Consider the following 23,375-nt stretch of genomic DNA (forward strand, 5'->3'; position numbering starts at 1 on the left):
GGTACAAGTTATTCAAATTAAAGGAAATTTTGTGATTAATAAAAACAGATTGAAGTACAAATTTAGAATAAAAAAAACCACTCAAATGAGTGGTTTTTGAATTAAAAAACATCAAGTATTAATTAGCTATTCCAGAGCCTAAATAAACACTATTTGATACTGTTTTACCATCTTCTGAAACAAATGCCATAAATAGCTCTATTGTATCTCCTACATATGTACCAGGAATAGTTACAATCTGAGAACCTACAGTTCTATCAGCACCATCTAAAATAGAAATTGATTCTTTTTTACTTGGATTGTAAACCAAAACCATTGCTTTGTCTGTTACATCTGCATTTCCTTCTGTTGAGTTATCATCCCAATTAAAAGTTACTTCTCCAGCAGTAGTTAAATCAGTAGTTCCATTTAAAACTCCAGATAAAGAACCTCTACTCAATAATGCTAAAGAATAATCAATTGTGAAATTTGGTGCAATACCACCTACTGCATTGTTTAAAATATAAGACATAGCTGCATTAAATTCAGTCTTCTTCGTAGCAAACGACTTATAACCAATTTTTATAAATCCTTTGTTTGCTTGTAAGTATTCCAATGTAATCGTAAATTTATTACGTTGATTTACTTGTCCTTCTGTTCGTGGATTTGCCACGCTTGATGGTTTGATCCTTAAATAATCAATACCTTTCCAATTTCCTCCGATAACGTTTCCAACCTTACCAGATAATCCACCTAAAATACCTTGTGAAATTTTTCCCATTTTACTACGATTTAAAAATTAATATACATTTGGAGTTGGTACGGACTTGGTTTTAACTTGTACCAACTATTGTAATGTATAGCAATTTTTATGCAAAAAAGAGTGTTTGGTTTTTGTTGCCCTTTGTTGCCCTAATTTGCTTTTTTAAAGATATTTTTAATGTATGATTTTTTTAAAAGTGCCATTTTTTCAATGACATTTTGTAACTCTTTTTCATTTTTAGAAATTAACGTGACAGCTTTTATATGTTTATTAAATTCTGAATTTTCACTTGACTCAAAACCTTTTATTAGCGTTTTTTTGCAATCGTTTATAGAAATAAAAGGAATAACACTGCCTTTTAAATAGTATGCGTAAAAACCGCCTATTTGCAGCATCATAGATAAATGATATAATGTGTTTTTTTCTTTTTCTGTTTTAATAGTTATTACAAAACAATTAGGGCAGGGGAGAAATAAGGGGTTTCCGCTGTTTCTTTTCCGCCAGCTGGCTCTTTCACTAAAATAGTCCACTGGACTATTTCTTCACGTTCAGCCCTACTTAAAATAAAAAAATGTGGGCTTGAGTAAGTGCGCCCTGGTTTGTGGGTTTTGATTTGAAAAGTTGACATAGTTCTCCAAATTAAAATTATGCTTTGCTGCGTTTGCTCACTATTTTTTGTTTTTACTCAATGGAGTTCGCGAATTCCGTTTCACTCCATTTCGCCACATTATTTTTTTGGAAAAAAGAAGAAAAAGATGTGCTCTCTGAAAGTGCCTGGGAAAAGGCTGTCAAGGTTTTTGGATAAAAGTTTTTTTAAGTGCGAGTTTTGTTTTAATTAAAGAATGTGAATCAAAAAAAGTTTTATTCAAAACCCGAAGGGCTTGACCTTTATAGCCTGCGTGCGCTGGGTGAAGTGAGGCACTTATATTTGCTGTCTTTTTTTATTTTAATTTTTTTTATTATTTTTAAACTCCTTTTTGGTTAGCCCTATAAAAGTAACCTGAGAACCCACCTCTTACCGATGTGGGTTTTCTTTTTGAAGATCTTTACTCTTTTTGGGGAAAAGTGCGTAGGTGGAGGTAATTGGTGATGTTTGAGAAATGGAAAAAATAAATAAAGGGTATTTTGGAAAAAACACTCTTTTTTTATGTGCGGTGTTGAGGTGAGTATATGTAATGAACAATTCCCTGAAAGGGTTTTGAGAATGTAATGTACTTACCGCAGACACATGGCAAACATTGCCAATTGCTGGAACCTACTCCTTTGAAAGGGTGGTGGGGAAAGTGGACAAATCCAAGGCTTTCTTTTCTTTGTTTCTTATTCTTTTCCATTGATGGATACTGAATCAAGTTCAGCACTGGCTTCATCAAAAATCTAGTCTTGAATCTTCGGCGGTCAATTACACTTTTGCTCTCTAAAAGAAAAAAACTCGCTTTGCTCAAACAGTTTTTCTTTTTACGTTCGCTTCAATTGATTGACACTCGCCTGCCAGATTCTATGACAGTGGAGCTGGTAACTTGTTTGTGAGATTGTTGTTGCTAATGTGAGATTATTGTTGCTAATGTAAGATTGTTTCTATGAGCTCTTAATGACCGTGGGGATGAAACTAAAATCCAAGGCTCTCCTTTCTTTGTTTCTTATTCTTTTCCATTGATGAAAAGAATCAAAAATCTAGTCTTGAATCTTCGGCGGTCAATTACACTTTTGCTCTCTAAAAGAAAAAAACTCGCTTTGCTCAGACAGTTTTTCTTTTTACGTTCGCTTCAATTGATTGACGCTCGCCTGCCAGATTCTATGACAGTGGAGATGGTAACTTGTTTGTGAGATTGTTGTTTCTAATGTGAGATTGTTGTTAGCTAATATGAGATTGTTTCGCTGAACTCTTAATGACCGTGGGGATGGAACTATGCTTTATAGTTTTAGTCCTTGATTTTTGTGTTAAAAATAGATTTGTTAGCGAAATGAAACAAACAAAGAGTTGAGGTTAGGAATACTTTGATACTTCGACTACGCTCAGTACAGGCTTACCGATGGTTTTGTGCAGCTTGAATGAGATAAGGAATATGATTATATCTTTTATTTTTATTATATTTAAATTTTCTTTTTCAATAGACCTTTTCTAAGGTCAATTATAGCAATTTTTCCTCACATCTCTATGGTGTGAGTTTTTTTTTATAATAAACATCCCTTTTCGTATTAAGTATTATTTGAAGTTCCAATTTGTGCGGTTGGGTGGGGCTATTTAGTTCACGACTTTTTTATTTTTCGGGTGTTCATGAATAGCCTAAATGATGTTGTGGAGTTCTGATGTGTGCGGCTGGGTGGGGCTATTTTACATAATGGCGTTATAGGGCAGAAAGTGAATGAATGTACCTATAACAGCGCATTATGTAAATATAGCTTTGGGGAGTTTTTGGTGTGTGCGTTGGCAACAGCTCTTTACTTTTTTATTGTACTTATTTATCAAAATATAATAGTTTAAATAAAAGAAGTAATGTGCTGTGTGAGGGTTGGCAACCAAAAACTACAAGTGCGGTGGCGCGCCCTTCGAGTACGCTCAGGATAAACTATACAACACAAAAGACAGAGGGTTATTTTAAGCCCACCACGGCAGCTGGCCTCTTCGCTACATCTATCCACTGGATAGATTCTAAACGCTTGATCCGGGTTTTGGGTTGTGGGGAATAAAAAAGAGCCTTTCGAAAAAGACTCTTCTAATTACTTATATAGTAGTTGTGATTGAAATTGTTATCACTTTTAGTTTCATTTTATTGATTCATAGTCATTTCGTGGTCGTATTTACAACAACTTGGTAAATCTTTATAAGCTTCTTCACTTCCTGTAACTTTTTCGGTATCGTAACCTGAAGCTGCTATTGCCTTATGAATTGTCATTACATCTGTTTTGGTATCATCAAAAGACACATCAATCTTCTTTTTATCAACATCCCAAGTTGCTTTGGAAACTCCTTCTACTCCGTTAGCTGCTTTTTCAATAGTACTTTTACACATACCGCAATTACCTCTTACTCCAAAAGATAAATCTGTCATTGCGATTTCTTTTGACACTTCTATTGTTGTAGTTTCTGTTTCCTTTTTGGTTTCGTTTTTACAACTTGTTAAACCTAATGCTGCTATTACAGCGATACTTAAAATTACTTTTTTACTCACGTTGTTTGCATTTTTGTTTTTGTGTTCGTGATTTTTCTTTGAAAAATTCATTGTTTTAAATTTAATTGTTATTACTTGATTTATTATTCTATTACTTGTTTTACTTCTCCACAGGTTAGCATTGCTTCACCAAAATATGGATTGATTACTTTTTCTTCTTTACTCAACCAATACGCTCCTTTATTATTATCACCCATTGGACAAAATTCCACATACACTTTTTCTTTAACACCAAACAGTTGTACAGCGTTTATTAAGTTTAATGATAGGTGTTTGAAATGGTCTCTTTGTTCTTTTATATCTGACGTTTTAGAAATAGCTGTTGCCGAAGATTTTATTTCTTTGACTAATGACATCCAATGTGTATGAGCATTATTGTCTGATAATAATTTCATATCCACTTTACCTAAATTGTTTACTAAACTTGTTGCATTAGCTGAAGTGTTTTTTGAATCTTCTTTAACTAATGCATCTTTTAAATTGATATAATCATTGTAAACAACTTTTAATTGTTCTTGAAATTTTTCTGATACTGTCAATCTTTCGTTCATATTAGTATGGTCACTTTCTTTTTTTGATGCATTATTATCCATTCCTAAATGCCCTTCGTGACCAGTCATTACTTTGCCACCATCCTTATTCATCATTGATTTTTTGCCTTGCAATTGTGCTGCTGCATCAACCGTAAATGTTCCGTTAGTTACGATTTCATTGCCAACAAATAAGCCTTCTAAAACTTCATATTTATTACCAATTTGATTGCCTAAAACAACTTCACGCATTTCAAAAACGGTTTGGTCAGGATTGGTTTTTAAATAGACCACAGAACGTTCACCTGTCCAAAGTACAGCAGATGCTGGGATTGTTAACACTCCATCATTACTACTTGAAACTCGTTCAATATTGGCGGTTACAAACATTCCTGGTTTAAATACATCGTTTTTATTATTAAGTACTACGCGCAAGGTTACAGTTCTTGTTTTGGTATTTAAAATTGGGCCAATGAAATCTACTTTCCCTTTAAATTCCTTATTAGTATAAGCGTTTGTAGTCACTAAAACTTCTTGTCCCTTTTTAAATACATCGATTTGATTTTCATATACATCAAAGTTTGCCCAAACCGTATTGAGATTTGCAATTTTAAGCAATGGTTGACCTTGTTTGATGTAGTCACCTTGTTCTATTAATTTTTCGGTAACTGTTCCTGAAACCGTAGCATAGACTGGAAAATTTTCTTTTACTTTTTGAGTTTCTTCTATTTGATTGATTTGACTTTCAGAAAGTTTCCATAACTTCAATTTATTACGAACCGCCTTGTACAATGCAGGTTGTGATTCCTTTAAAGATGATGCTATAATCAATTCTTGCTGTGCTGCGTATAATTCTGGCGAATAAATGGTGGCTAATAATTGACCTTTACGAACTTCTTCGCCTGTAAAACTGACATTCAATTGTTCTATTCTGCCTGAAAAATAACTGACTTGTACAGCGTTTTCTTCTTCATTTTCAGCAATTTTACCAGATAATTTAATTGTGTTGCCATCAATATTTCCTTTGCCCACAACAGTTGTTTGAATATTGGCTAATGCCATCGCATTTTCGGTTAACTTGAATTGGTCTGCTAATAGGCCATTACTTCCACTTTCGGCAGGGATTAAATCCATACCACAAATCGGACAATCACCTGGTTCTGGTTGCATAATTTGTGGATGCATAGAACAGGTCCACATTTGATTGGTCTCTGCAACCTTATCGTGATTATGGTCTATTTCTTCTTTTGATGAACCACCAAAGAGCAACCATCCTAACAACAACCCAACTACCAATATTCCGAAGTAAATTATATATTTTTTCATAGTGTTATATTTTAATAATAGTTAACTCTGCCTTTTCTAAATTAACTGTTGCTTTTGAAGCATCTTCTACATGACTGCGACATCCGTTGCAAGTCATACCATGTGCGTGATATGTATGTTTCATTGGGTTAAATAATTAATGATAGTACTCTGAACATAGTGGCCCTTAATAGACTCTATTTGGTTCATTTGAAACTTTAATTGTAATTCTTGAATATCAAGAACATCATTAAAATCAATCGTTCCTGTTTCGTAGCTTTTGATTAAAATATCCTCGGCATCTTTGGCTTGTTTTAAGTTCTTGGTTTGAGTCTCATAACTTATTCTTGCAGAAATACGCTTATTAATTGCTTTACTTAAAAGCGTTTCCAAAGTGTTTAAACGTTCCTGTTTTTGAGCTTTTATTTCCTGCTGTTGCAACTCATTTTGCTTGGTCTGAGATTTGTATTTTTTATTGAAAATTGGGATAGACACCGAAACCATTGGCATCACAATATCTTTTCCATTATCCGAGAAATTCATATCTGGTCTTTCGGAAACATTGATATAGTCCAAGCCAAAACCAATCATAGGACTGCTTTCTTTTTGGTTTAATAGTTCTGATTGTTCTATGGATTGGTATAGTTTATCATACTTCAACAATTCGGGATGTAATGCTAAATTTTCAGTAATGATTTCAAAGTCTTCTGAAGGCATTGTTAAACGCTCTACCACAGTAACAGCAACATCATTTTTCCTATTTAAAAGCTTATTCAAATTAGTTTGCTCTGCTAAAAACTGTTGACTTAAAACATCTTTTAGTTGTTGCATTTCATTTTGACGCATTTGCAATCGCAACACATCTACAGCAGATGCTTTACCAACCTCAACAGAGGTTAGTGCTAATGTCTCATAGGTTTCCAATAGTTTAATGTTTTCTATTAGCACCTTTTGTTTCGCTTTGTTGGCGTATAAATTATAATAGGATTGTGATACAGAAGCCATCAATTTTCGCTTTGCAATAACAATGTCTTGATATTTTGCATCAGCTAATGAACTGACATAATTTTCTCTCGATGTAATTGTACCAAACCACGGTAACATTTGTTTAGCCGATACTTTAAAGCGTTGCGCTCCTGTTCGTGTTTCTGGTTCGCTTACGAAGTAACCTACGCCAAATTCGGTATTAGGAATGGTATTAACTTCGTTTACTTTTTCAGAAGCTCTTTTGTATTGCAACTCAAATTTTTGAATTTCTGGATTGCTTTCCAAAGCTTCATTTACCAATACATCCAGCGATTGACTATTTATTGAATTGATAGAAAAAAGTAAAATAGCAGTGATTAAGACGCTTTTGAAGTGAATAGTGAAAAGTGAAAAACTAAAAATTACGACACGCTTCCGCTTTTGATTTATGTGTTTAAAATTTATCATTTTACAATCTAGATTTTGTTGTTTTAATTGAACTAACCAACATTGCAATCAATTCTTTATTTAAGTTATAATGAATTAAATACGTTTCTTCGGTTACATAATCAGTATCTTTTAACAAGTCTAACCAATACAAAGTTTCATTTGCTTCTTTTAAAGAAATACTCATTTTATTGATAAAGTCAGCTTTACTTTGAGCAAATTCAGCTTCGCGAATTAATGCACCAACGGCCGTTCCGCTTCTTAATAGTTGTTTGCTTAAAACATATTCCTTTTTTTTACTTACTAATGATTGAGATAGCTTTACAATTAAGATTGCGAAAGCATAACTCTTATCTTTTAAAATACTTTTGCTCATAATTTTTCACTTTTAGTTTTTCACTTTAAACTCAGCTTTCCAGCTGTACAATACTGGCACTACAAATAAGGTGATTAAAGCTATAAGCATGCCGCCAAAACTTGGTATGGCCATAGGAATCATAATATCGCTTCCTCGTCCTGTCGAGGTTAGTATTGGTAATAATGCTAATATGGTGGTTGCTGTTGTCATTAAACACGGTCTGATTCGTTTTTCACCTGCTTCAACAACTGATGCTCTAATTTCCTTTTTATTATCTGGTGTGTTTCTATCGAATGTTTGGGTTAAATAAGTTGCCATTACTACACCATCATCGGTTGCTATACCGAAGAGTGCAATAAACCCAACCCAAACCGCTACACTTAAATTAATGGGATGTATCTGGAATAAATCACGTAGGTTTTCGCCAAAGAAGTTGAAGTTTAAAAACCAATCTTGACCATAGAGCCATATCATTATAAAGCCACCAGCAAACGCTACTGCAATACCTGTAAACACCATTAAAGAGGTTGCCACAGAACGGAATTGAAAATACAGTATTAAAAAGATGATTGCCAAAGCTAATGGCACAACAACAGATAAGGTTTTTTCTGCTCGTAATTGATTTTCATACGTTCCTGTGAATGCATAGTTGATTCCTTTGGGAACTATTAATTTGCCTGAATCTATCTTTTCTTGGATTAATGCTTGTGCATTTTCAACAACGCTTACTTCTGCAAAACCATCTAATTTATCAAACAAGACATAACCTACTAAAAAGGTGTCTTCACTTTTAATGACTTGTGGCCCTTGTTCGTAACGAATGGTTGCCAATTCGCTTAATGGAACAGGGTTGCCTTTTTCAACAGGCACATAAATCTGTTGTAAGTCTGTTGGATTTGCTCTTAATTCTCTTGGGTATCGCACACGAATACCATAGCGCTCTCGACCTTCAACCGTTTGTGTTAAAACCATACCACCAACTGCGACTTTTAATACATCCTGAACATCTTGTATAGAAATGCCATATCGTGCGATTTTCTCTCTATCAATATCAATTAACAAATAGGGTTTACCAACGATACGGTCTGCAAAAACAGCTTCTTTTTTAACGCCTTCAGCTTCCTTGATGATGTTTTCTAATTGCACACCAAACGCTTCAATTTGTTTTAAATCTTGTCCTTTTACTTTTATTCCCATTGGTGCTCGCATACCTGTTTGAAGCATGACTAATCTGGTTTCTATGGGTTGTAATTTTGGTGCAGAAGTAACGCCTGGTAATTTGGTAACTCTAACGATTTCATTCCAAATATCGTCTGGTGATTGTATTTCTGGTCGCCAATTTCTGTAGAAGTCGCCATCTTTATCTGGGATGAGTTGTTCTTTCGCATTGAGAGATTGCCACGCTTCACGTTGTTCCGCTCGCAATGACATTCCGTTTTTTAACACAAATTCACCTTCATTATTTACTTTGTAGCGTTGACGTTCTCCGTTTTCATTCAGCATATACTCTGGTTTGTACTGAATGATGTTTTCGTACATTGATAGAGGTGCTGGGTCTAAAGCTGATTCTGTTCTTCCTGCTTTACCAACTACCGTTTCAATCTCTGGAATGCTGGCTACTGCCATATCTAATTGCTGTAAAACTCTTTTGTTTTCTTCTACACCAGAATGAGGCATAGAGGTTGGCATTAGTAGAAATGAGCCTTCATTTAAAGATGGCATAAACTCTTTACCAGTATTCTTCATAATGAAAAATCCTGCTATTACAATCACTGTTGGCACAGATAAAAACAATAGCTTATTATCTAAACACCATCTTAAAATACGCGTGTAGTATTTTATAAATAATGAGAAAATACCTAATAAACTAAAGCATATAACACTTACAAAAATGAGATTCCAGAAAATGCTTTTATCTACTCCTAAAGGTTGCCAGTATTCGGCTAACAAGAATACTATTGCTGATACTGAAATAATAATATTGGTAAGATTTTTTGAAAGTGAAAAGTGAAAAGTGAAAAGTGAAAAGTGGAAAGTGAAAAGTGAAAAGTGAAACTCACTCTTATCTAATATTAAACTTAATAACGCAATGGAACCAAAGGCTATCAAAACCAACCCTAACCAATACCCATAGATTATCGCTGCGATACCTAATGCTATTAAAACACCATTTAAAACATATTTAAAAGTGTTTTTAATGCTTTTCTTTCTGAATAAAAATGCTGCAAATGGTGGTATTAAAAACAAAGCAACAATAATAGATGCTGTTAAAGCAAAGGTTTTTGTAAAGGCTAATGGTCTAAATAATTTTCCTTCTGCACCAATCATAGTAAATACAGGAATGAAACTGATAATGGTTGTCATTACTGCGGTAACAATAGCGCCTGAAACTTCTGCTGTCGCATTATAAACTACTTGATTAATTGGAAGTTTTTCGTGAGATTCCTCGTCACTCGTTCCTCGCTCTGTCGGAATGACATTTTCATTTTCATCAAGATGCCGAATGATGTTTTCTGAAAGTATGACACCAACATCGACCATTGTACCAATAGCAATTGCTATACCTGATAAAGCGACAATGTTTGCATCTACTCCAAAGAACTTCATAGCTATAAAAACCATTAAAACCGCAACAGGCAATAAGCCAGAAATTAATATTGAAGCTCGAAGATTGAATACCATAATGATAATAACCAAAATGGTAATTAGAATTTCTAAAGTCAATGCCTCGTTAAGTGTGTCTAATGTTTCTTGAATTAATACGGTTCTATCATAAAATGGTACTATGGTGACTTGTGAGGTTCTACCATCTGCTAATACTTTTGAAGGTAATCCTGCACTTAATTCGTTAATTTTCTCTTTTACATTATTGATTACTTCCATTGGGTTTGCACCATAACGTGCTACTACAACAGCACCTACAACTTCTGCACCTTCTTTATCTAATAAACCACGTCTTGTTGCTGGACCTAATGATACTTTTCCGATGTCTTTAATTCGTATTGCTGTATAATCTTCGGAAGTAACGACTGCATTTTCTATGTCTTCAATAGATTTCACATAACCTAAACCACGTACTAAATATTCTGCATTATTGATTTCAATAGTTTGTGCACCAATGTCTTTATTACTTTCTTTAACCGCTTTTACAACGTGATGTAATCCAATATTATATTGACGCATCAATTCTGGATTAACATCTACTTGGTATTCTTGAACATAACCACCAATTGAAGCTACTTCAGAAACACCACTTGCAGAGGATAGCGCATATTTTACATAGTAATCTTGAATACTTCGTAACTCTTGTAAATCCCAACCACCAGTAACATTTCCATTTTCATCTCGACCTTCCAGCGTGTACCAAAATATCTGTCCTAATCCTGTGGCATCTGGTCCCAATGCAGGATTAACACCTTCTGGTAATAATCCACTTGGTAATGAATTGAGTTTTTCTAGAATACGACTGCGACTCCAATAGAATTCTATATCTTCCTCAAAAATGATATAGATACTTGAAAACCCAAACATAGAAGAACTACGAATGGTTTTTACTCCTGGAATACCGAGTAAAGAAGTCGTTAATGGATAAGTGATTTGGTCTTCTATATCTTGTGGTGAACGACCATCCCACTTTGTAAATACAATTTGTTGATTTTCTCCGATATCTGGAATGGCATCAACAGCTACAGGATTACTTGGTAAAAACCCTGTATCCCAATTGAAAGGTGCATTTACTGTTCCCCATCCTACGAAAAGAACGAGTAGTAGTACTGCAACGAGTTTATTCTCTATAAGAAATTTGATTGCTTTATTAAGCATATATTTTGATTATTAAACAGTTAGACATTGGTATTGAGAAAACACCGGTATTAAGAAAACACCGAATACAACAAATTATCCTAATGACATATAGCCATAGGATAAAACAGTCTAAAGTTTAAAAATCAAATTAAATAAGTCTCGTCTATTTTGTAGAGTTGCCTTATGACGAGTGGCGATTTGTATTCTTCAAAAGAAGATACATTGTTTTCTAAACCTTCAAAAAGGTTAATATAAGTATAAACAAATGAGGCAATGAAAACTTGTTGTTCGAAAGAAATTTTGTCAACTTTTAATTGTAGTTCGTCTTGACCAGCAACAACTAATTGTTCATCATCGCAACAATTTTTCTTAGTAATAGCACAACCTTCAGTAGATGGCTTTTCCATTTCCATACCGCAACCTTTAGCTTTATGGAAAATAGCCGTTTCTACTAAAGTATCTCCGCAATAATGCATATTCATAGTAAATGACATTGTAGAGAATAACACTACAAAAGCCATTGCTAAAGACATTATTTTATGGAAAACTTGTTTCATACTGTTTGCGAAGTTACGAAAATTTAACAACTATTGATTTTGTTTAACAAGAGTTTAAATAATACTTATTACAAAAACCACAATTTGTCTTTAGCGTGTGGGGGAATGGTACCTTGAAAACGAGGAGCTAATTGGGCGACCATTTCTGGGTATTTTATTGTGATTGGTACGTTTTGTTGTCTTAAAGATTTCCAATACAATCTACTGAATTGATATACTTGTGTTAGTAATTCTAATACAATGTTGGCATCATTAAAAGCATCTTTATCTGGGCTTGATATACTTATTTTGATAGGGAAGGGGTAGCCTTCTGCATCTGAATATTTATTGTTGTATCTGGCATTATTGAATAGTAAGAATTTTTTGTTGCCTATTCTAATAAAAGTTCCGCTTTTAGGCATTAAATTACTCCACCCTTTGTCGTAAGCAATGATGTCTAGTGCATCTGTTTTGTTTATGTTTAGGATGTATAAAGGAACTTTTAGCCCAAGTTTTAGCATGCCTTCTTTTATGGGTTTAATTTCTTTATTACTCATGTCTTTGTAAAAATGGATGACTACTTTATTGGGTGTTGCTTGCTCCGAAAATTCTCTTATTTTTTTACAGATACTACCAGCTAAGGCATATTTGTTATTTTCTGAGAAATAATCGAATCCTCTAAAGAGTCCGTTATTTTGAAAACTAAAAGCGCATGCAATATATCTTCTGTTTTGTTCTTGGTGCATAAATGCGCCTACGCCAATTACTAATTCTTTTTTTTCTGTTACAGCTAATTTCCAAGGGATGCCGCCTAATTTTGCGTGAATTGCTAGTGATATGTTGTGTAATGTGTATTGGTAGTATTTTGGAGATTCTACATCTTTTTGCATTTTGTTATAGTCTATAGCTTGTGTAACGATGCCTTCTTTAAGTAAGAGTTCTTTGATTTTTATATAGACCATTTTATGTTCTTTGTTAGGAGTGAATTTATTAAAAGGACTGATGTAGAAAGCTGCGTATTGCACATTGTTATGATCGAATTCTTTTTTATCTAATTGTGAGATAATTTCTGGAATAGGGTTTGCACTGTTTTGATATTCTATAAAATGTTGGTTAGATAGTTTTACTTTTATATTGATGTATTTTTCTAAACCTTGGTAATAGGTGTCTTTTCCTGTGCCCTTTGTTAGGTAAGAGTATAATTTTTTGATTTTTTGTTGATGGCTTTTATGGTAGATGAAAAAGAATTTTATATTTGGGTTTTGTGGTCTGCGATATGGTTTGAATTTTCCTAATTCTCTTTTAGGAAATAGGCCTGTTTTTTTGTTTGCATATTCTAATTTTCCTTTATGTGGTGGTATATATTTAACAAATTTAGTAGGTACTTTAAAAAAGTTGTTGTTACCTATAGGAATTATTTTTTTAAATTCTTCTGTTAATAGATATGCTTTTGTAAAGGAGGAGATGTAGTTTAGGTATTTGATGTATTTGTTAGTGCGCTCTGGTGTTGATTGTGGTAAGTTGTATGTTCTTGCTAAATCTCTATTTAATAAAGGATATGCTTTGTTAAATTCTAGGCTGTTGTAAAAGTCTTGTTTTTCTGGATTTTTTAAATTTTGATAATTGAAAACGGTGTTTTTATAGATTGTTTTTTTGACTAAAGTAGTGTCTTCTATTTCTGAAATTGGATATTTTAATACTTTGGCTATTCCATCAAAAGAAATGATTAATTCTGGAAGTTGAGAAACTTGAGCAAATTGTATTTTTAAAGAGAATTTATAATATGGTTTGTATAAAGAATGTGTGTCTTTTTTTGCGGGCACCCATACTTGTGTGTCTTTTATAAAGTTTTTGGATACTACAAACCCTTTTTCTTTGAAATAGGTGCGTAACTTGTGTTTTAAAAACTGTTTGTAGATTAAGAGTTCTTTACCATGCATTTCTATTTTAACCCCACTAGCACCTTTTGATTTTGTGGTAAAGGTTGTGTATATGGTTTCTATTTTTGAATTGTTTAATTGTGGAAAGGCTTTTAAAATATTAGTAGACCATTTGTACTTATGAATTGGGTGACTTCCTTGTGTTTCTTTTATTGAGAAATAGAATATTGGTTTTGTTGTTGGCCAATGAAACAATAGGATGTTGAAGTGAAGATTTTCTGACATTTTATATTATTTTTCTTGTTCATTATGATATTAAATATTGATGGCTATCCTTTTTTTTATTGGAGAAGTTGGAGGTTGTTTTGTTTTATGTAAAAAAGTAGTACCTCTTTTACTATTTTGAAAATAGGAGTTGTGGATTTTATAGACATCTCTTGTATATCTATTTTATTTTTTGTTAAAATAGGCATGTTGATTTATCTTAAAACTGATACTCAAATATAAAATAAAATAGTTTATTGTAAATACATTTACTTATTGCTTTTTATAAACTAAATTCTATTTAATGACCACTTGTGCTTATTTATAATGTCATTATTCTCTTATTTTGTCAGATACTACTTTGTCGCGAAATGTGTAATAAGTGTATGAAATTTACTATAATTTAGAGTATTTGAATTTATGCGTATGAGAGAAAATTTTAAGGTACTTATTGTTGAAGATGATGAAATAAATATTGGGCTAATTAGATACTTTTTGAGTATTTATTGTAAAACTGTAACCGTAATTGGAGAGGCCAAAAATATAAATGAGTTTATTGACCAACTATTGCATTTGCAACCCGATATATTATTGTTGGATATTGAATTGGGTGAAGAAAAAAATACTTTAGAAGTTTTACAAGAAATGGATGATTTAGATTGTGAGATTATTATTACAAGTTCATTTAAAGATTATGCTTTGAGTGCTATTAATGATTACCATGTTTCTAGTTATATCGTAAAACCTATAGATGTGATAAGTCTTAAAAGAGCAATTGATAGAGCAGTAAAAACATTGTTGTATAAAAATGATTATATAAAAAGGAGTGAAGATGATAATTTTGTAAATGATATCATTGCTTTGCCTAATGCGAACTCGATTGACCTTTTTGATGTTAAAGATGTTTTGTATTTAGAAGCAGATGGTAAGTATACTGTTTTTTATATGGTTAAAGGACCAAATAAAATTGTTTCTAGAAATATTGGACATTATGAAATGATTTTGCCTAAACATTTGTTTTTTAGAATTCATCATAAATATATTGTAAATCTAAAAAAAATAACCAGTATTCTGCGAACAGATGGTAATTATTGCTTGCTTAAAAATGGGAAGTCTTTGTCTATTGCTAATAGACGCATTGAAAAACTGCGTAAATTTTTAAACCTAAAATAGGTTTGTAAATATTGTTACTACTATTGGTGTTTTAAGATGAGACTACTAGGTTACATCTTTTATTACCACCTACCCCATTTATTACTTAAAAAGAGACTTTACTGGTCTTTTTATAATCTGTTGTGTAGTAGTTTGGGTCATTTATTCCTTATACACGCCACTTATTTATTTGCTAACCAAACCCGCTTCTTTTAGTAGGATATTTGTGGTATTGTTAAATAAAAAAAAACAAAAAATATGAAGAAAATTATGTGCTTTTTGTTCTGCTCTACCATTGCTACAATAGCTTGGTCGCAAGAACTACATGTAGCTTCTGGGGGGACTTTGTATGTTTCGTCTGAGAGTTATGTTTACGTTGATAATGATATTGATGTGAATGCTGCAGGTAACCTAATTGTAAATTCAGACGCCACCAATAGTGGGTCTTTATTAGTTACAGGTACTGCAACTGGTGAAATTAGTTACCAGCGTTATGTTAGTGGGGAACAGTGGCATTTTGTTTCTGCTCCGGTAACCACACAAGATATTGGGACTTTTGCTACTAATGGAGCGAATAATGTTGGTATTAGTACTACCGGGAATTATGGGATTTCTTTTTATAAGAATGATAATGCTAAAGGTACGCGTTGGCAATATTATACAGTAGCTTCTGGGGCATTGGGAGCGGATAGTGCAGGTGATTTTATAAATGGTAAGGGGTATTCTAATTATAGAGATTCTGATGGTTTGTATACTTTTAAAGGAGGTATGGCAACTGCAGGAACAGGTGTTGCTATTACTATACCTGCTAATTCTATACCAGGGGCTGATACCACTAGTCATTTATGGAGTGTGGTTGGAAACCCTTATCCTTCATTTTTAGACGCTAGTGCTTTGTTAAGTGCTAATCTTTCTAATTTGGATCCTAGTTATGCTTATTTACAAGTATGGGATGGTAGTAGTTATAGACCTGTAAATTTTGCATCTGACTCTGAATATATTGCACCTGGACAAGGTTTTATGGTGGATCCTGCAAATAATAATGTATTATTTACTTTTGCAGAAAGTTTGCAGTCTGAACAAAAAAATGCTACCGCTACTTTTTATAGAGCTGCAGAAGCGCCTAAGGTAGTTGTTGAAATGACTAACGGACAAAGTATTACAAAAGAAACTACATTAAAATATTTTGATACTACTACTACAGGTTTAGATATTGGATGGGATGCCGGGACTTATTATGATACCGACCCTACACTTTCTATAGATACCCACTTAATTAGTGATAGTGAAGGTATTAATTTTACTTTACAATGTTTGCCAAGCTCTGATTATGAATCTTCTATTGTTCCGTTATCTATTAGGGCAGCAGCCTCAGAAACTTTGACTTTTAAAGCAACAGCTACAGGTTTGCCAGAAGGTATTGAAGTGTACTTAGAAGATAAAGAAAACCAAGTAATTACGAATATTAGTACAGGATCTTACGAAGTAACTACTGCAAAATCATTGCAAGGAATAGGTCGTTTTTATATTTATACAACGGGTAGTGTTTTAGCTGTAGATGATGCTGTTTTAACAAGTAGTGCAATAAATATGTATAAAACGAGTAACACCAATTTAAGAGTTACGGGTATACAAGATAAAGGTAATGCCTCTGTTATTGTGTATGCCATTGACGGGAAACAAGTATTGACGAGTTCTTTTAAAGTTGCTACTGTAAACGATGTTGCGTTGCCAAAAAACCTAACTAAAGGATTGTACTTAGTGCAATTGGTAAGTAATGGAATAAAGCAAACTAAAAAAATAATTATAGATTAAATTTAATGAAAACAACAGAGAATAAAAAGGAATTGGAAGAAATTACGCGTAAAGAAGCCTTACAAAAAATAGGTACTTACGGTAAGTATGCTGCATTGACCGCTTTAGGTACTTATTTGATACTAAACCCGCAAAAAGCACAAGCATCTAGCCCTGCGGATCCCCCAGGTACTGGAGGAGGAGGATTTTAAAAATAAATAAATAAATAAATAAATAAATGAAAAGAATTATTATAACACTTAGTGTTTTATTTTTTAGCTTTTTAGTGACGGCACAAGAAAATACTATTGATAACGATTATACCTTTTTTAAAGATGGTAATAGTTATTGGACTGTAGATGCTACCTATGGAGTTATTGCAGGTTGGGATGCAGAAACCTTTACGGATGATTCTAAATATTAGCCATGTAGATAAAATGGGAGACAGGGTTAATGTTGGGCTTTCAATAGGCGTAGCAAGAACATTTGAATCTAATTTATTTGCTTCTACCAGTGTAGCTTTTAGTGTTGGTAAAGAAACGGGTTTATGGGACAATCCTATAGATTATTTATCTGTAAATTTAGAAGGAGGATACAAATTTAAAACAGGAACTTTCTTTGTTCCGTTTTTAGCTATAGGAGGTAGTTATATTAATGCCCCTAATACGATTGCAAATTCTAAAAGCTCTATTGCTATAACCCCTTCTGCTGGTTTTAACATGTGGTTTAAGAACTCTAGTTATGGGTTTACAACTAAATTTGGTTATAAATTAGTTTCTAATGATTACATGGAAACACACAAATATTTAACCATAGGAATTATTAAAAAATTCTAAAAATAAATAAACAACAATACAAGAATAAAAATTAAAATAACAATTATGAAAAAAATATTATTAAGTGCTGCGTTTATAGCAGTAAGTTTTACAATGACCGCACAAGTAGGTATTGGGACAACAACTGTAGAAACCTCTGCCGCATTAGAAATAAAAGCTTCAGACAAAGCCTTATTATTACCACGTGTAGCTAACACTTTGGCTATTACAACACCAGTAGATGGTATGATTGTATATGATATATCAACCTCATGTGTACGTTTTTATGATAAAGGAAACTGGTCACCATGTTTATCTCCAGCAGCAGCAGGAGCATCAGCAACCATAGTATTAGCACAAATAGGAGCAGAGGGCGATGACCCAAATACTGTACCTTCTATAGTAACAATAGACCAGTTAAACCAGTTAGGGTTAAATAATGTAGTAGTAGCCAACGAGGCAGCTTACCAAGCTTATATAGATGCCAACCCAGATATGTTTGCTAACCCTGCAACAAAAGCAGAAGTACAAAATATGGTAAACACTGTAAACATTGCAGCTATTGTAGCAGCAAGTAATGACCCTGCCGATGGTACACCAAGCATTGCAGATTTAACAGCTGTAGGTGTTACAGGTATGAACCCTGCAAATATTGCACAATATGAAGTAGCAATAAATAATGCTTCTCCTGCACCAACAACATTAGCAGAGTTACAAGCAATAATTAATATTAATGAAGACACATTAGCAGGTTTAATAGCAAGTGCAGAATACCCAGTAGCAGGTTTAACAGAAGCACAATTTACCAATGCAGGTGCTACAGGTTTGGTAACTGCAAACGTAGCAGCGTATGAGGCTTATACAGCACAGGCAGAGCCAAAACCAACTACTTTAGCAGGTTTACAAGCTATTGTAGATGAGGTAAACACGTTTGTAAGTACCAATGCAGCAGATGTAGTAATAAGTACTACAGGTGCAATTTGGGCAAACAAAAACCTTGGGGCTAGCCAAGTGGCAACTTCTAGTACAGATGCTGCCTCTTACGGTAACCATTACCAATGGGGTAAAGCACAAGCGTTTACAAATGCGTATAGTACAGCAAATAATGTAGCAGGCCCAGTAGCTAGTGCGGCAGTAGCAGGTACAAATTTTGTTACAAATGGTACAGCACCTTATGATTGGATTACACCAGCAAACGATTTTTTATGGAACTCTGGTACAGAAGCTAACCCAACAAAAACAGCGGCAGACCCTTGCCCTACAAATTACAGAGTACCAACATATACAGAGTTAACGTATGAGAAAGCTAATTTACCAACAGCTAATGCTGCGGGTGCTTTTGCAAGCCCATTAAAGTTGCCAGTTGCTGGTGCCCGTACCAGCAGTACTGGTGCGCTTAACTACGTGGGTACCTACGGCAACTATTGGTCTAGTACAGTCAGTGGTACGACTGCTCGTACCCTGAACTTCAATAGCAGTACTGCCACCATGACCAGTACCAACCGTGCCTACGGCTTTTCAGTACGTTGCATTAAGGAGTAATTACTTTGGGTTTTGTACCCTTTAAACTTAAACTGGCTGTCCCGTTAGGGCAGTCAGTTTTTTTAATACCGCGTTAGCGGTCATTTTTTTTCAAAAATGAAAATACAAGAAAAAGTAAATTTAGCAGCACAACCAAATAAGCTATACCTTTTTAAAGAAGGTATGTTTTATAAAGTCTATAACCAAAACGCTATGTGGTTTGTACAACACATAAAACCTTATAAAATAACAGTTAAATACATTAAAAATATACAGCAAGAGGTGTATAGTATTGGTTTTCCTATAACTTATTTAGCTAACATTAACTTAAAACCTTTTGCACTACAAAATATAGCAAATACTACACCAAAGTTATTGTGTTATACCATAACACAGCAACCTATAAAACAAATAAACTATATAAATTGGTGTGCAAATTTGCCAAAGCAAAACGCACAACCAATACAACCAAACACAACCAATGCTACTATGCAAACTAACATAATTACCCAATTACAAAATTTTGAGATGGCAACCAAAACGCCTATACAAGCTTTTGAGTTTTTAATACAGTTAAAAAAAATGATGTAGAATTTAGTTGGCAGTATTCAGTTGGCAGTATTCAGTTGGCAGTATTCAGTAACCCACCCAGTTTGTCACCCTGTAAGGGTCTCACGCAACGGTAAGCCACCAAAAACCACCAACTACAAACCATTAACCAACCAAAAAAATTGCAAACCCTAACAGAACAACTTTACTTCTCTTACCTAGAAGCGCGCAAAAATAAACGTAACACGCACAATCAATTGGCTTTCGAGTTAGATTTAGAACATAATTTATGCACTTTAGCACATCAAATTTATACCAATACCTACCAACCAAAACCAGCTATTGCCTTTATAGTAAACAAACCTGTGCAAAGAGAAATCTTTGCAGCAGATTTTGCAGATCGTGTGGTACATCATTTAATTTACAGATGTTTATACCACCAACATATAGATCCCTTTTTTATAAAAGATAGTTACAGTTGCCGTAAAGGTAAAGGAACGCTATATGGTGTTAAGAGAGCAACCCATTTTATACGTTCTTGTACCCAAAACTATACACAAGATGCCTATATTTTAAAACTAGACATCTCGGGCTATTTTATGAATATGAGTCATAACATATTATACAATAAAGTAATGGCTTTTATAACCCAAAAAGAATATTTAGGCGTCTCTGCACAAACATTAATACTACTTTTGCAGAAAACAATTTTTACAAATGTAGCTACTAATTGCCGTATAAAAGGCAATAAAAGCGAATGGGTTGGGCTACCAAGAGACAAGAGTTTGTTTAACAAACCCAAAGGTGTGGGGTTGCCTATTGGCAATTTAACCTCGCAAGTGTTTGGTAATATTTATTTAAACCAACTAGACTATTTTGTAAAAAAAGAATTGAAAATTAAGTATTATGGCAGGTATGTAGATGATATGATATTTGTGCATAAAAATAAAACAGTTTTAAAAGAGATACTACCAAAAATACAAGCACAGTTAGATTTGGTGGGGTTAACAATACATCCAAAAAAAATATACTTACAGCATTATACTAAAGGCGTTTTGTTTTTAGGCCATTATATAAAACCATACAGAGCATATATAAGCAACCGTACAAAAGCAAATTTTTACAAGGTTATACCCATAATAAATCATTTAATTACTGTAAGTTTTCAAATTACGTGGGCAACAATGACAAAAGTAAGAGCCTTATTAAACTCCTATTTAGGCACATTAAGCCACGCTAAATGTTATAATTTAATAGCGAAGGCACTACAAAACCTAGATAGTAAGTTCCATTATTTTTTTGGGTGTACAAAAAACTATTCTAAAATCTATATAAAAAAGGACTATTGGTTATGGCATTATACACAAACTTACCTGTTTACAAAACAGGGTACGATGTTTTGTTAGACGTACACAGATATACAAACACTTTTGCTAGAGAACATAAATATACTTTAGGCGAAAAATTAAAAGAAGAAAGCATACAGTTATTAATAGCTGTTTTTAAAGCAAATAAAACCAAACAAAATAATAGATTGTTACACATAGAAACTGCAAGAGAACATTTAGAGTTATTACGCTTGCTCTCTCGTATAGCAAAAGATTTAGATATATTAACAGCAAGGTTATATGTAGCCTTAAATTTAAAATTAGAAGAAATATCAAAACAATTAACAGCATGGCAAAAATACACGGTCGGAGCTATTACCTAAATTTTTTATAAATTTACTAATAGGAGTGCTTTGTAATCCTAACACAGCCCTTATAATAAAAGTAAGGACAAGGTTAAAAAAGAGTTCCTTTTGGCAGTTCCTAAAGGTTGCTGTTAAAATTGTCATTCCCGTGAAAACGAGAATCTATAAAATGAGTTCTTTTAAAACATTTAACCTACAAATATAGTGTAGTTTAAATTATAAGTTTGTGTTTTTATAATACCAGTTGCTGGTAACCGTAACAACAGTAATGGTGCGCTTAACAACGTGGGTACCAACGGCAACTATTGGTCTAGTACAGTAAGTGGTACGAATGCTCGTAACCTGAACTTCAATAGCAGTAATGCCAACATGAACAGTAACAACCGTGCAAACGGCTTTTCAGTACGTTGCATTAAGGATTACATTTTTGCTATGCTTTTAAAATAATAATTATAAAATAAAGATGAAAAAAAAACTAATAATAATTCTAATACTATTAAATTTTAGCACACAAGCCCAAACCATAAAAGGCACATTAACACAACAAACTGGGCAACAAGTAAGCCTAACAGGTTTTAGTAATTATACTACCCAAGAACTAGGTAAAACAGTTATAGATAGTTTGGGTTTTTTCACCCTAAACTACCCTAAAGATTACAAAGGTATGGCATTACTAAAAACACAAGATAATAGCCAACTGCCACTAGTACTTACAGAGCCAATTATTACCTTAAAAGGATTAAGTTTAGCACAAACAGAAAACCTACAATTTATAAACAGCCAAAAAAACAAAGAGTTTAATACCATTGTACAAGGTATTACACAATATAACCAAGCTTACCAAGCGTGGCGTTATTTGCAAACCATATATACAAACCCAAAATACATACAGCCACCAACAAAAGTATTGCAAAGCATAACCCAAGAATTACAGCGCATACAAGAAACAAACCAACAAACAATTAATGCACTGCCAAAAACAAGTTATGCACGTTGGTTTTTACCCATACGCCAATTGGTAAACGAAATGCCTAATAGCGCAAATGTATATAAAGAACGCATACCACAAAACATACAACAGTTTAGAAAGGTTAATTTTAGCAACCCTAATTTTAAAACTAGTGGTTTGTTGGCACAAGTGTTAGAAGGGCATTTTATGTTAATAGAAAAAATAGATCAACCAAAGGACAGTATGCACCTACAAATGCAAACCAGTATAAAGTATTTGTTAAATAATTTAGAAGGTAATGATGCTTTGTTAAATAAAATAGGTACACATTTATTTAATTATTTTGAAGCACGTAGCTTGTTTACTGCATCAGAATATTTGTCTTTACAATTATTAGAAAACAGTCAATGTACATTAGAAGATAGTTTAATAGCCAAACTAGAAGGCTACCGTAAACTAAAAGCAGGTAATACAGCGCCAGACATACAACTTACAGCAACCAAAAAATTAAGCGATATTAAAACCAATAAACTATTAGTATTTGGTGCCAGTTGGTGTCCGCATTGTAAAACAGATACTGCCGAAATTTTAAAATTATACCCAACGTGGCAAACTAAAAATACAGAAGTAATATACATAAGTATAGATACTGATAAAGAAGGATTTAATAGCTATTACGCAGATAAGCCTTGGCAAACCTATTGTGATTTTAAAGGGTATGAAACCCAAGCCGCAAAAGACTATTATATAACAGGTACACCAAGTTACTTTTTGTTAGATGCTAATAATACAATTTTGATACGCCCAAATACTGTTTTGCATGCCAGCATTTGGATTGAGACTAAATTGCGGTAAGTGTAGTTTGTTTTTATTACTTATAAGCAAATAATGTAATGACAA

General features: G+C 33.3%; 19 protein-coding genes. 10 read left to right on the forward strand and 9 right to left on the reverse strand.

From position 1 onward, the window contains the following. Positions 1-118 precede the first annotated feature (118 nt). The 9 genes from MC378_RS03680 to MC378_RS03725 all read right to left on the reverse strand — a co-directional run bounded on the left by MC378_RS03680 (position 119) and on the right by MC378_RS03725 (position 14,023). Entirely contained in the window at positions 119-760 is a 642-nt protein-coding gene (locus MC378_RS03680) for a DUF6266 family protein (RefSeq protein ID WP_242177372.1), read from the reverse strand. Between the two features lie 131 nt (positions 761-891). Beyond that, complete coding sequence (locus MC378_RS03685; protein WP_420850999.1) at positions 892-1,272, reverse strand: DUF6943 family protein; 381 nt, start codon at positions 1,270-1,272, stop codon at positions 892-894. A 2,238-nt stretch (positions 1,273-3,510) separates the two neighbouring features. Then, on the reverse strand, positions 3,511-3,963 hold the full coding sequence (locus MC378_RS03690; protein WP_242177374.1) for a heavy-metal-associated domain-containing protein: 453 nt from the start codon (positions 3,961-3,963) through the stop codon (positions 3,511-3,513). A 32-nt stretch (positions 3,964-3,995) separates the two neighbouring features. Further along, positions 3,996-5,768 carry an efflux RND transporter periplasmic adaptor subunit gene (locus MC378_RS03695; protein ID WP_242177375.1) on the reverse strand — a complete coding sequence of 591 codons (1,773 nt, stop codon included), beginning with the start codon at positions 5,766-5,768 and terminating at the stop codon, positions 3,996-3,998. 120 nt (positions 5,769-5,888) lie between these two features. Continuing rightward, complete coding sequence (locus MC378_RS03705) at positions 5,889-7,181, reverse strand: TolC family protein (protein WP_242177377.1); 1,293 nt, start codon at positions 7,179-7,181, stop codon at positions 5,889-5,891. A gap of 1 nt (position 7,182) precedes the next feature. Then, positions 7,183-7,536 carry a four helix bundle protein gene (locus tag MC378_RS03710; protein ID WP_242177378.1) on the reverse strand — a complete coding sequence of 118 codons (354 nt, stop codon included), beginning with the start codon at positions 7,534-7,536 and terminating at the stop codon, positions 7,183-7,185. A gap of 12 nt (positions 7,537-7,548) precedes the next feature. Further along, on the reverse strand, positions 7,549-11,340 hold the full coding sequence (locus MC378_RS03715; RefSeq protein WP_242177379.1) for an efflux RND transporter permease subunit: 3,792 nt from the start codon (positions 11,338-11,340) through the stop codon (positions 7,549-7,551). 125 nt (positions 11,341-11,465) lie between these two features. Beyond that, entirely contained in the window at positions 11,466-11,879 is a 414-nt protein-coding gene (locus MC378_RS03720) for an HYC_CC_PP family protein (protein WP_242177380.1), read from the reverse strand. A gap of 68 nt (positions 11,880-11,947) precedes the next feature. Then, positions 11,948-14,023 carry a Piwi domain-containing protein gene (locus tag MC378_RS03725; protein ID WP_242177381.1) on the reverse strand — a complete coding sequence of 692 codons (2,076 nt, stop codon included), beginning with the start codon at positions 14,021-14,023 and terminating at the stop codon, positions 11,948-11,950. A gap of 405 nt (positions 14,024-14,428) precedes the next feature. Between MC378_RS03725 and MC378_RS03730 the strand changes: the two genes are divergently transcribed. From MC378_RS03730 to MC378_RS03775, 10 genes are all read left to right on the forward strand, one after another. Beyond that, on the forward strand, positions 14,429-15,175 hold the full coding sequence (locus tag MC378_RS03730) for a LytR/AlgR family response regulator transcription factor (protein ID WP_242177382.1): 747 nt from the start codon (positions 14,429-14,431) through the stop codon (positions 15,173-15,175). 237 nt (positions 15,176-15,412) lie between these two features. Then, on the forward strand, positions 15,413-16,969 hold the full coding sequence (locus MC378_RS03735) for a T9SS type A sorting domain-containing protein (RefSeq protein ID WP_242177383.1): 1,557 nt from the start codon (positions 15,413-15,415) through the stop codon (positions 16,967-16,969). Between the two features lie 5 nt (positions 16,970-16,974). Continuing rightward, positions 16,975-17,160: a hypothetical protein gene (locus MC378_RS03740; protein WP_242177384.1), complete on the forward strand. Its 186-nt coding sequence runs from the start codon at positions 16,975-16,977 to the stop codon at positions 17,158-17,160. 26 nt (positions 17,161-17,186) lie between these two features. Next, a complete protein-coding gene (locus MC378_RS03745; protein ID WP_242177385.1) occupies positions 17,187-17,372 on the forward strand; it encodes a hypothetical protein in 186 nt (61 codons plus the stop codon). Next, the gene (locus MC378_RS03750) at positions 17,356-17,784 is read left to right on the forward strand and encodes a hypothetical protein (protein ID WP_242177386.1); all 429 of its coding nucleotides are present in this window, start codon (positions 17,356-17,358) and stop codon (positions 17,782-17,784) included. The genes MC378_RS03745 and MC378_RS03750 overlap by 17 nt, the downstream gene beginning before the upstream one ends. A gap of 45 nt (positions 17,785-17,829) precedes the next feature. After that, positions 17,830-19,305: a fibrobacter succinogenes major paralogous domain-containing protein gene (locus tag MC378_RS03755; RefSeq protein ID WP_242177387.1), complete on the forward strand. Its 1,476-nt coding sequence runs from the start codon at positions 17,830-17,832 to the stop codon at positions 19,303-19,305. A 96-nt stretch (positions 19,306-19,401) separates the two neighbouring features. Beyond that, positions 19,402-19,875 carry a hypothetical protein gene (locus MC378_RS03760; RefSeq protein ID WP_242177388.1) on the forward strand — a complete coding sequence of 158 codons (474 nt, stop codon included), beginning with the start codon at positions 19,402-19,404 and terminating at the stop codon, positions 19,873-19,875. A gap of 215 nt (positions 19,876-20,090) precedes the next feature. Then, positions 20,091-21,239, forward strand: a complete 1,149-nt coding sequence (locus tag MC378_RS03765) for an RNA-directed DNA polymerase (RefSeq protein ID WP_242177389.1) — start codon at positions 20,091-20,093, stop codon at positions 21,237-21,239. Continuing rightward, positions 21,185-21,544: a four helix bundle protein gene (locus MC378_RS03770; RefSeq protein WP_242177390.1), complete on the forward strand. Its 360-nt coding sequence runs from the start codon at positions 21,185-21,187 to the stop codon at positions 21,542-21,544. Before MC378_RS03765 ends, MC378_RS03770 begins: the two co-directional genes overlap by 55 nt. A gap of 445 nt (positions 21,545-21,989) precedes the next feature. Beyond that, positions 21,990-23,330, forward strand: a complete 1,341-nt coding sequence (locus tag MC378_RS03775) for a peroxiredoxin family protein (RefSeq protein WP_242177391.1) — start codon at positions 21,990-21,992, stop codon at positions 23,328-23,330. Positions 23,331-23,375 lie beyond the last annotated feature (45 nt).

This window comes from Polaribacter marinus, from assembly GCF_022662535.1.
Taxonomy (GTDB): Bacteria; Bacteroidota; Bacteroidia; order Flavobacteriales; family Flavobacteriaceae; genus Polaribacter; species Polaribacter marinus.

Bases quoted from the DNA above. Each gene is read 5' to 3' on its own strand.
- MC378_RS03680 (WP_242177372.1), bottom strand. From the start codon at position 760: ATGGGAAAAATTTCACAAGGTATTTTAGGTGGATTATCTGGTAAGGTT.
- MC378_RS03690 (WP_242177374.1), bottom strand. From the start codon at position 3,963: ATGAATTTTTCAAAGAAAAATCACGAACACAAAAACAAAAATGCAAAC.
- MC378_RS03695 (WP_242177375.1), bottom strand. From the start codon at position 5,768: ATGAAAAAATATATAATTTACTTCGGAATATTGGTAGTTGGGTTGTTG.
- MC378_RS03705 (WP_242177377.1), bottom strand. From the start codon at position 7,181: ATGATAAATTTTAAACACATAAATCAAAAGCGGAAGCGTGTCGTAATT.
- MC378_RS03710 (WP_242177378.1), bottom strand. From the start codon at position 7,536: ATGAGCAAAAGTATTTTAAAAGATAAGAGTTATGCTTTCGCAATCTTA.
- MC378_RS03715 (WP_242177379.1), bottom strand. From the start codon at position 11,340: ATGCTTAATAAAGCAATCAAATTTCTTATAGAGAATAAACTCGTTGCA.
- MC378_RS03720 (WP_242177380.1), bottom strand. From the start codon at position 11,879: ATGAAACAAGTTTTCCATAAAATAATGTCTTTAGCAATGGCTTTTGTA.
- MC378_RS03725 (WP_242177381.1), bottom strand. From the start codon at position 14,023: ATGTCAGAAAATCTTCACTTCAACATCCTATTGTTTCATTGGCCAACA.
- MC378_RS03730 (WP_242177382.1), top strand. From the start codon at position 14,429: ATGAGAGAAAATTTTAAGGTACTTATTGTTGAAGATGATGAAATAAAT.
- MC378_RS03735 (WP_242177383.1), top strand. From the start codon at position 15,413: ATGAAGAAAATTATGTGCTTTTTGTTCTGCTCTACCATTGCTACAATA.
- MC378_RS03740 (WP_242177384.1), top strand. From the start codon at position 16,975: ATGAAAACAACAGAGAATAAAAAGGAATTGGAAGAAATTACGCGTAAA.
- MC378_RS03745 (WP_242177385.1), top strand. From the start codon at position 17,187: ATGAAAAGAATTATTATAACACTTAGTGTTTTATTTTTTAGCTTTTTA.
- MC378_RS03750 (WP_242177386.1), top strand. From the start codon at position 17,356: ATGATTCTAAATATTAGCCATGTAGATAAAATGGGAGACAGGGTTAAT.
- MC378_RS03755 (WP_242177387.1), top strand. From the start codon at position 17,830: ATGAAAAAAATATTATTAAGTGCTGCGTTTATAGCAGTAAGTTTTACA.
- MC378_RS03760 (WP_242177388.1), top strand. From the start codon at position 19,402: ATGAAAATACAAGAAAAAGTAAATTTAGCAGCACAACCAAATAAGCTA.
- MC378_RS03770 (WP_242177390.1), top strand. From the start codon at position 21,185: ATGGCATTATACACAAACTTACCTGTTTACAAAACAGGGTACGATGTT.
- MC378_RS03775 (WP_242177391.1), top strand. From the start codon at position 21,990: ATGAAAAAAAAACTAATAATAATTCTAATACTATTAAATTTTAGCACA.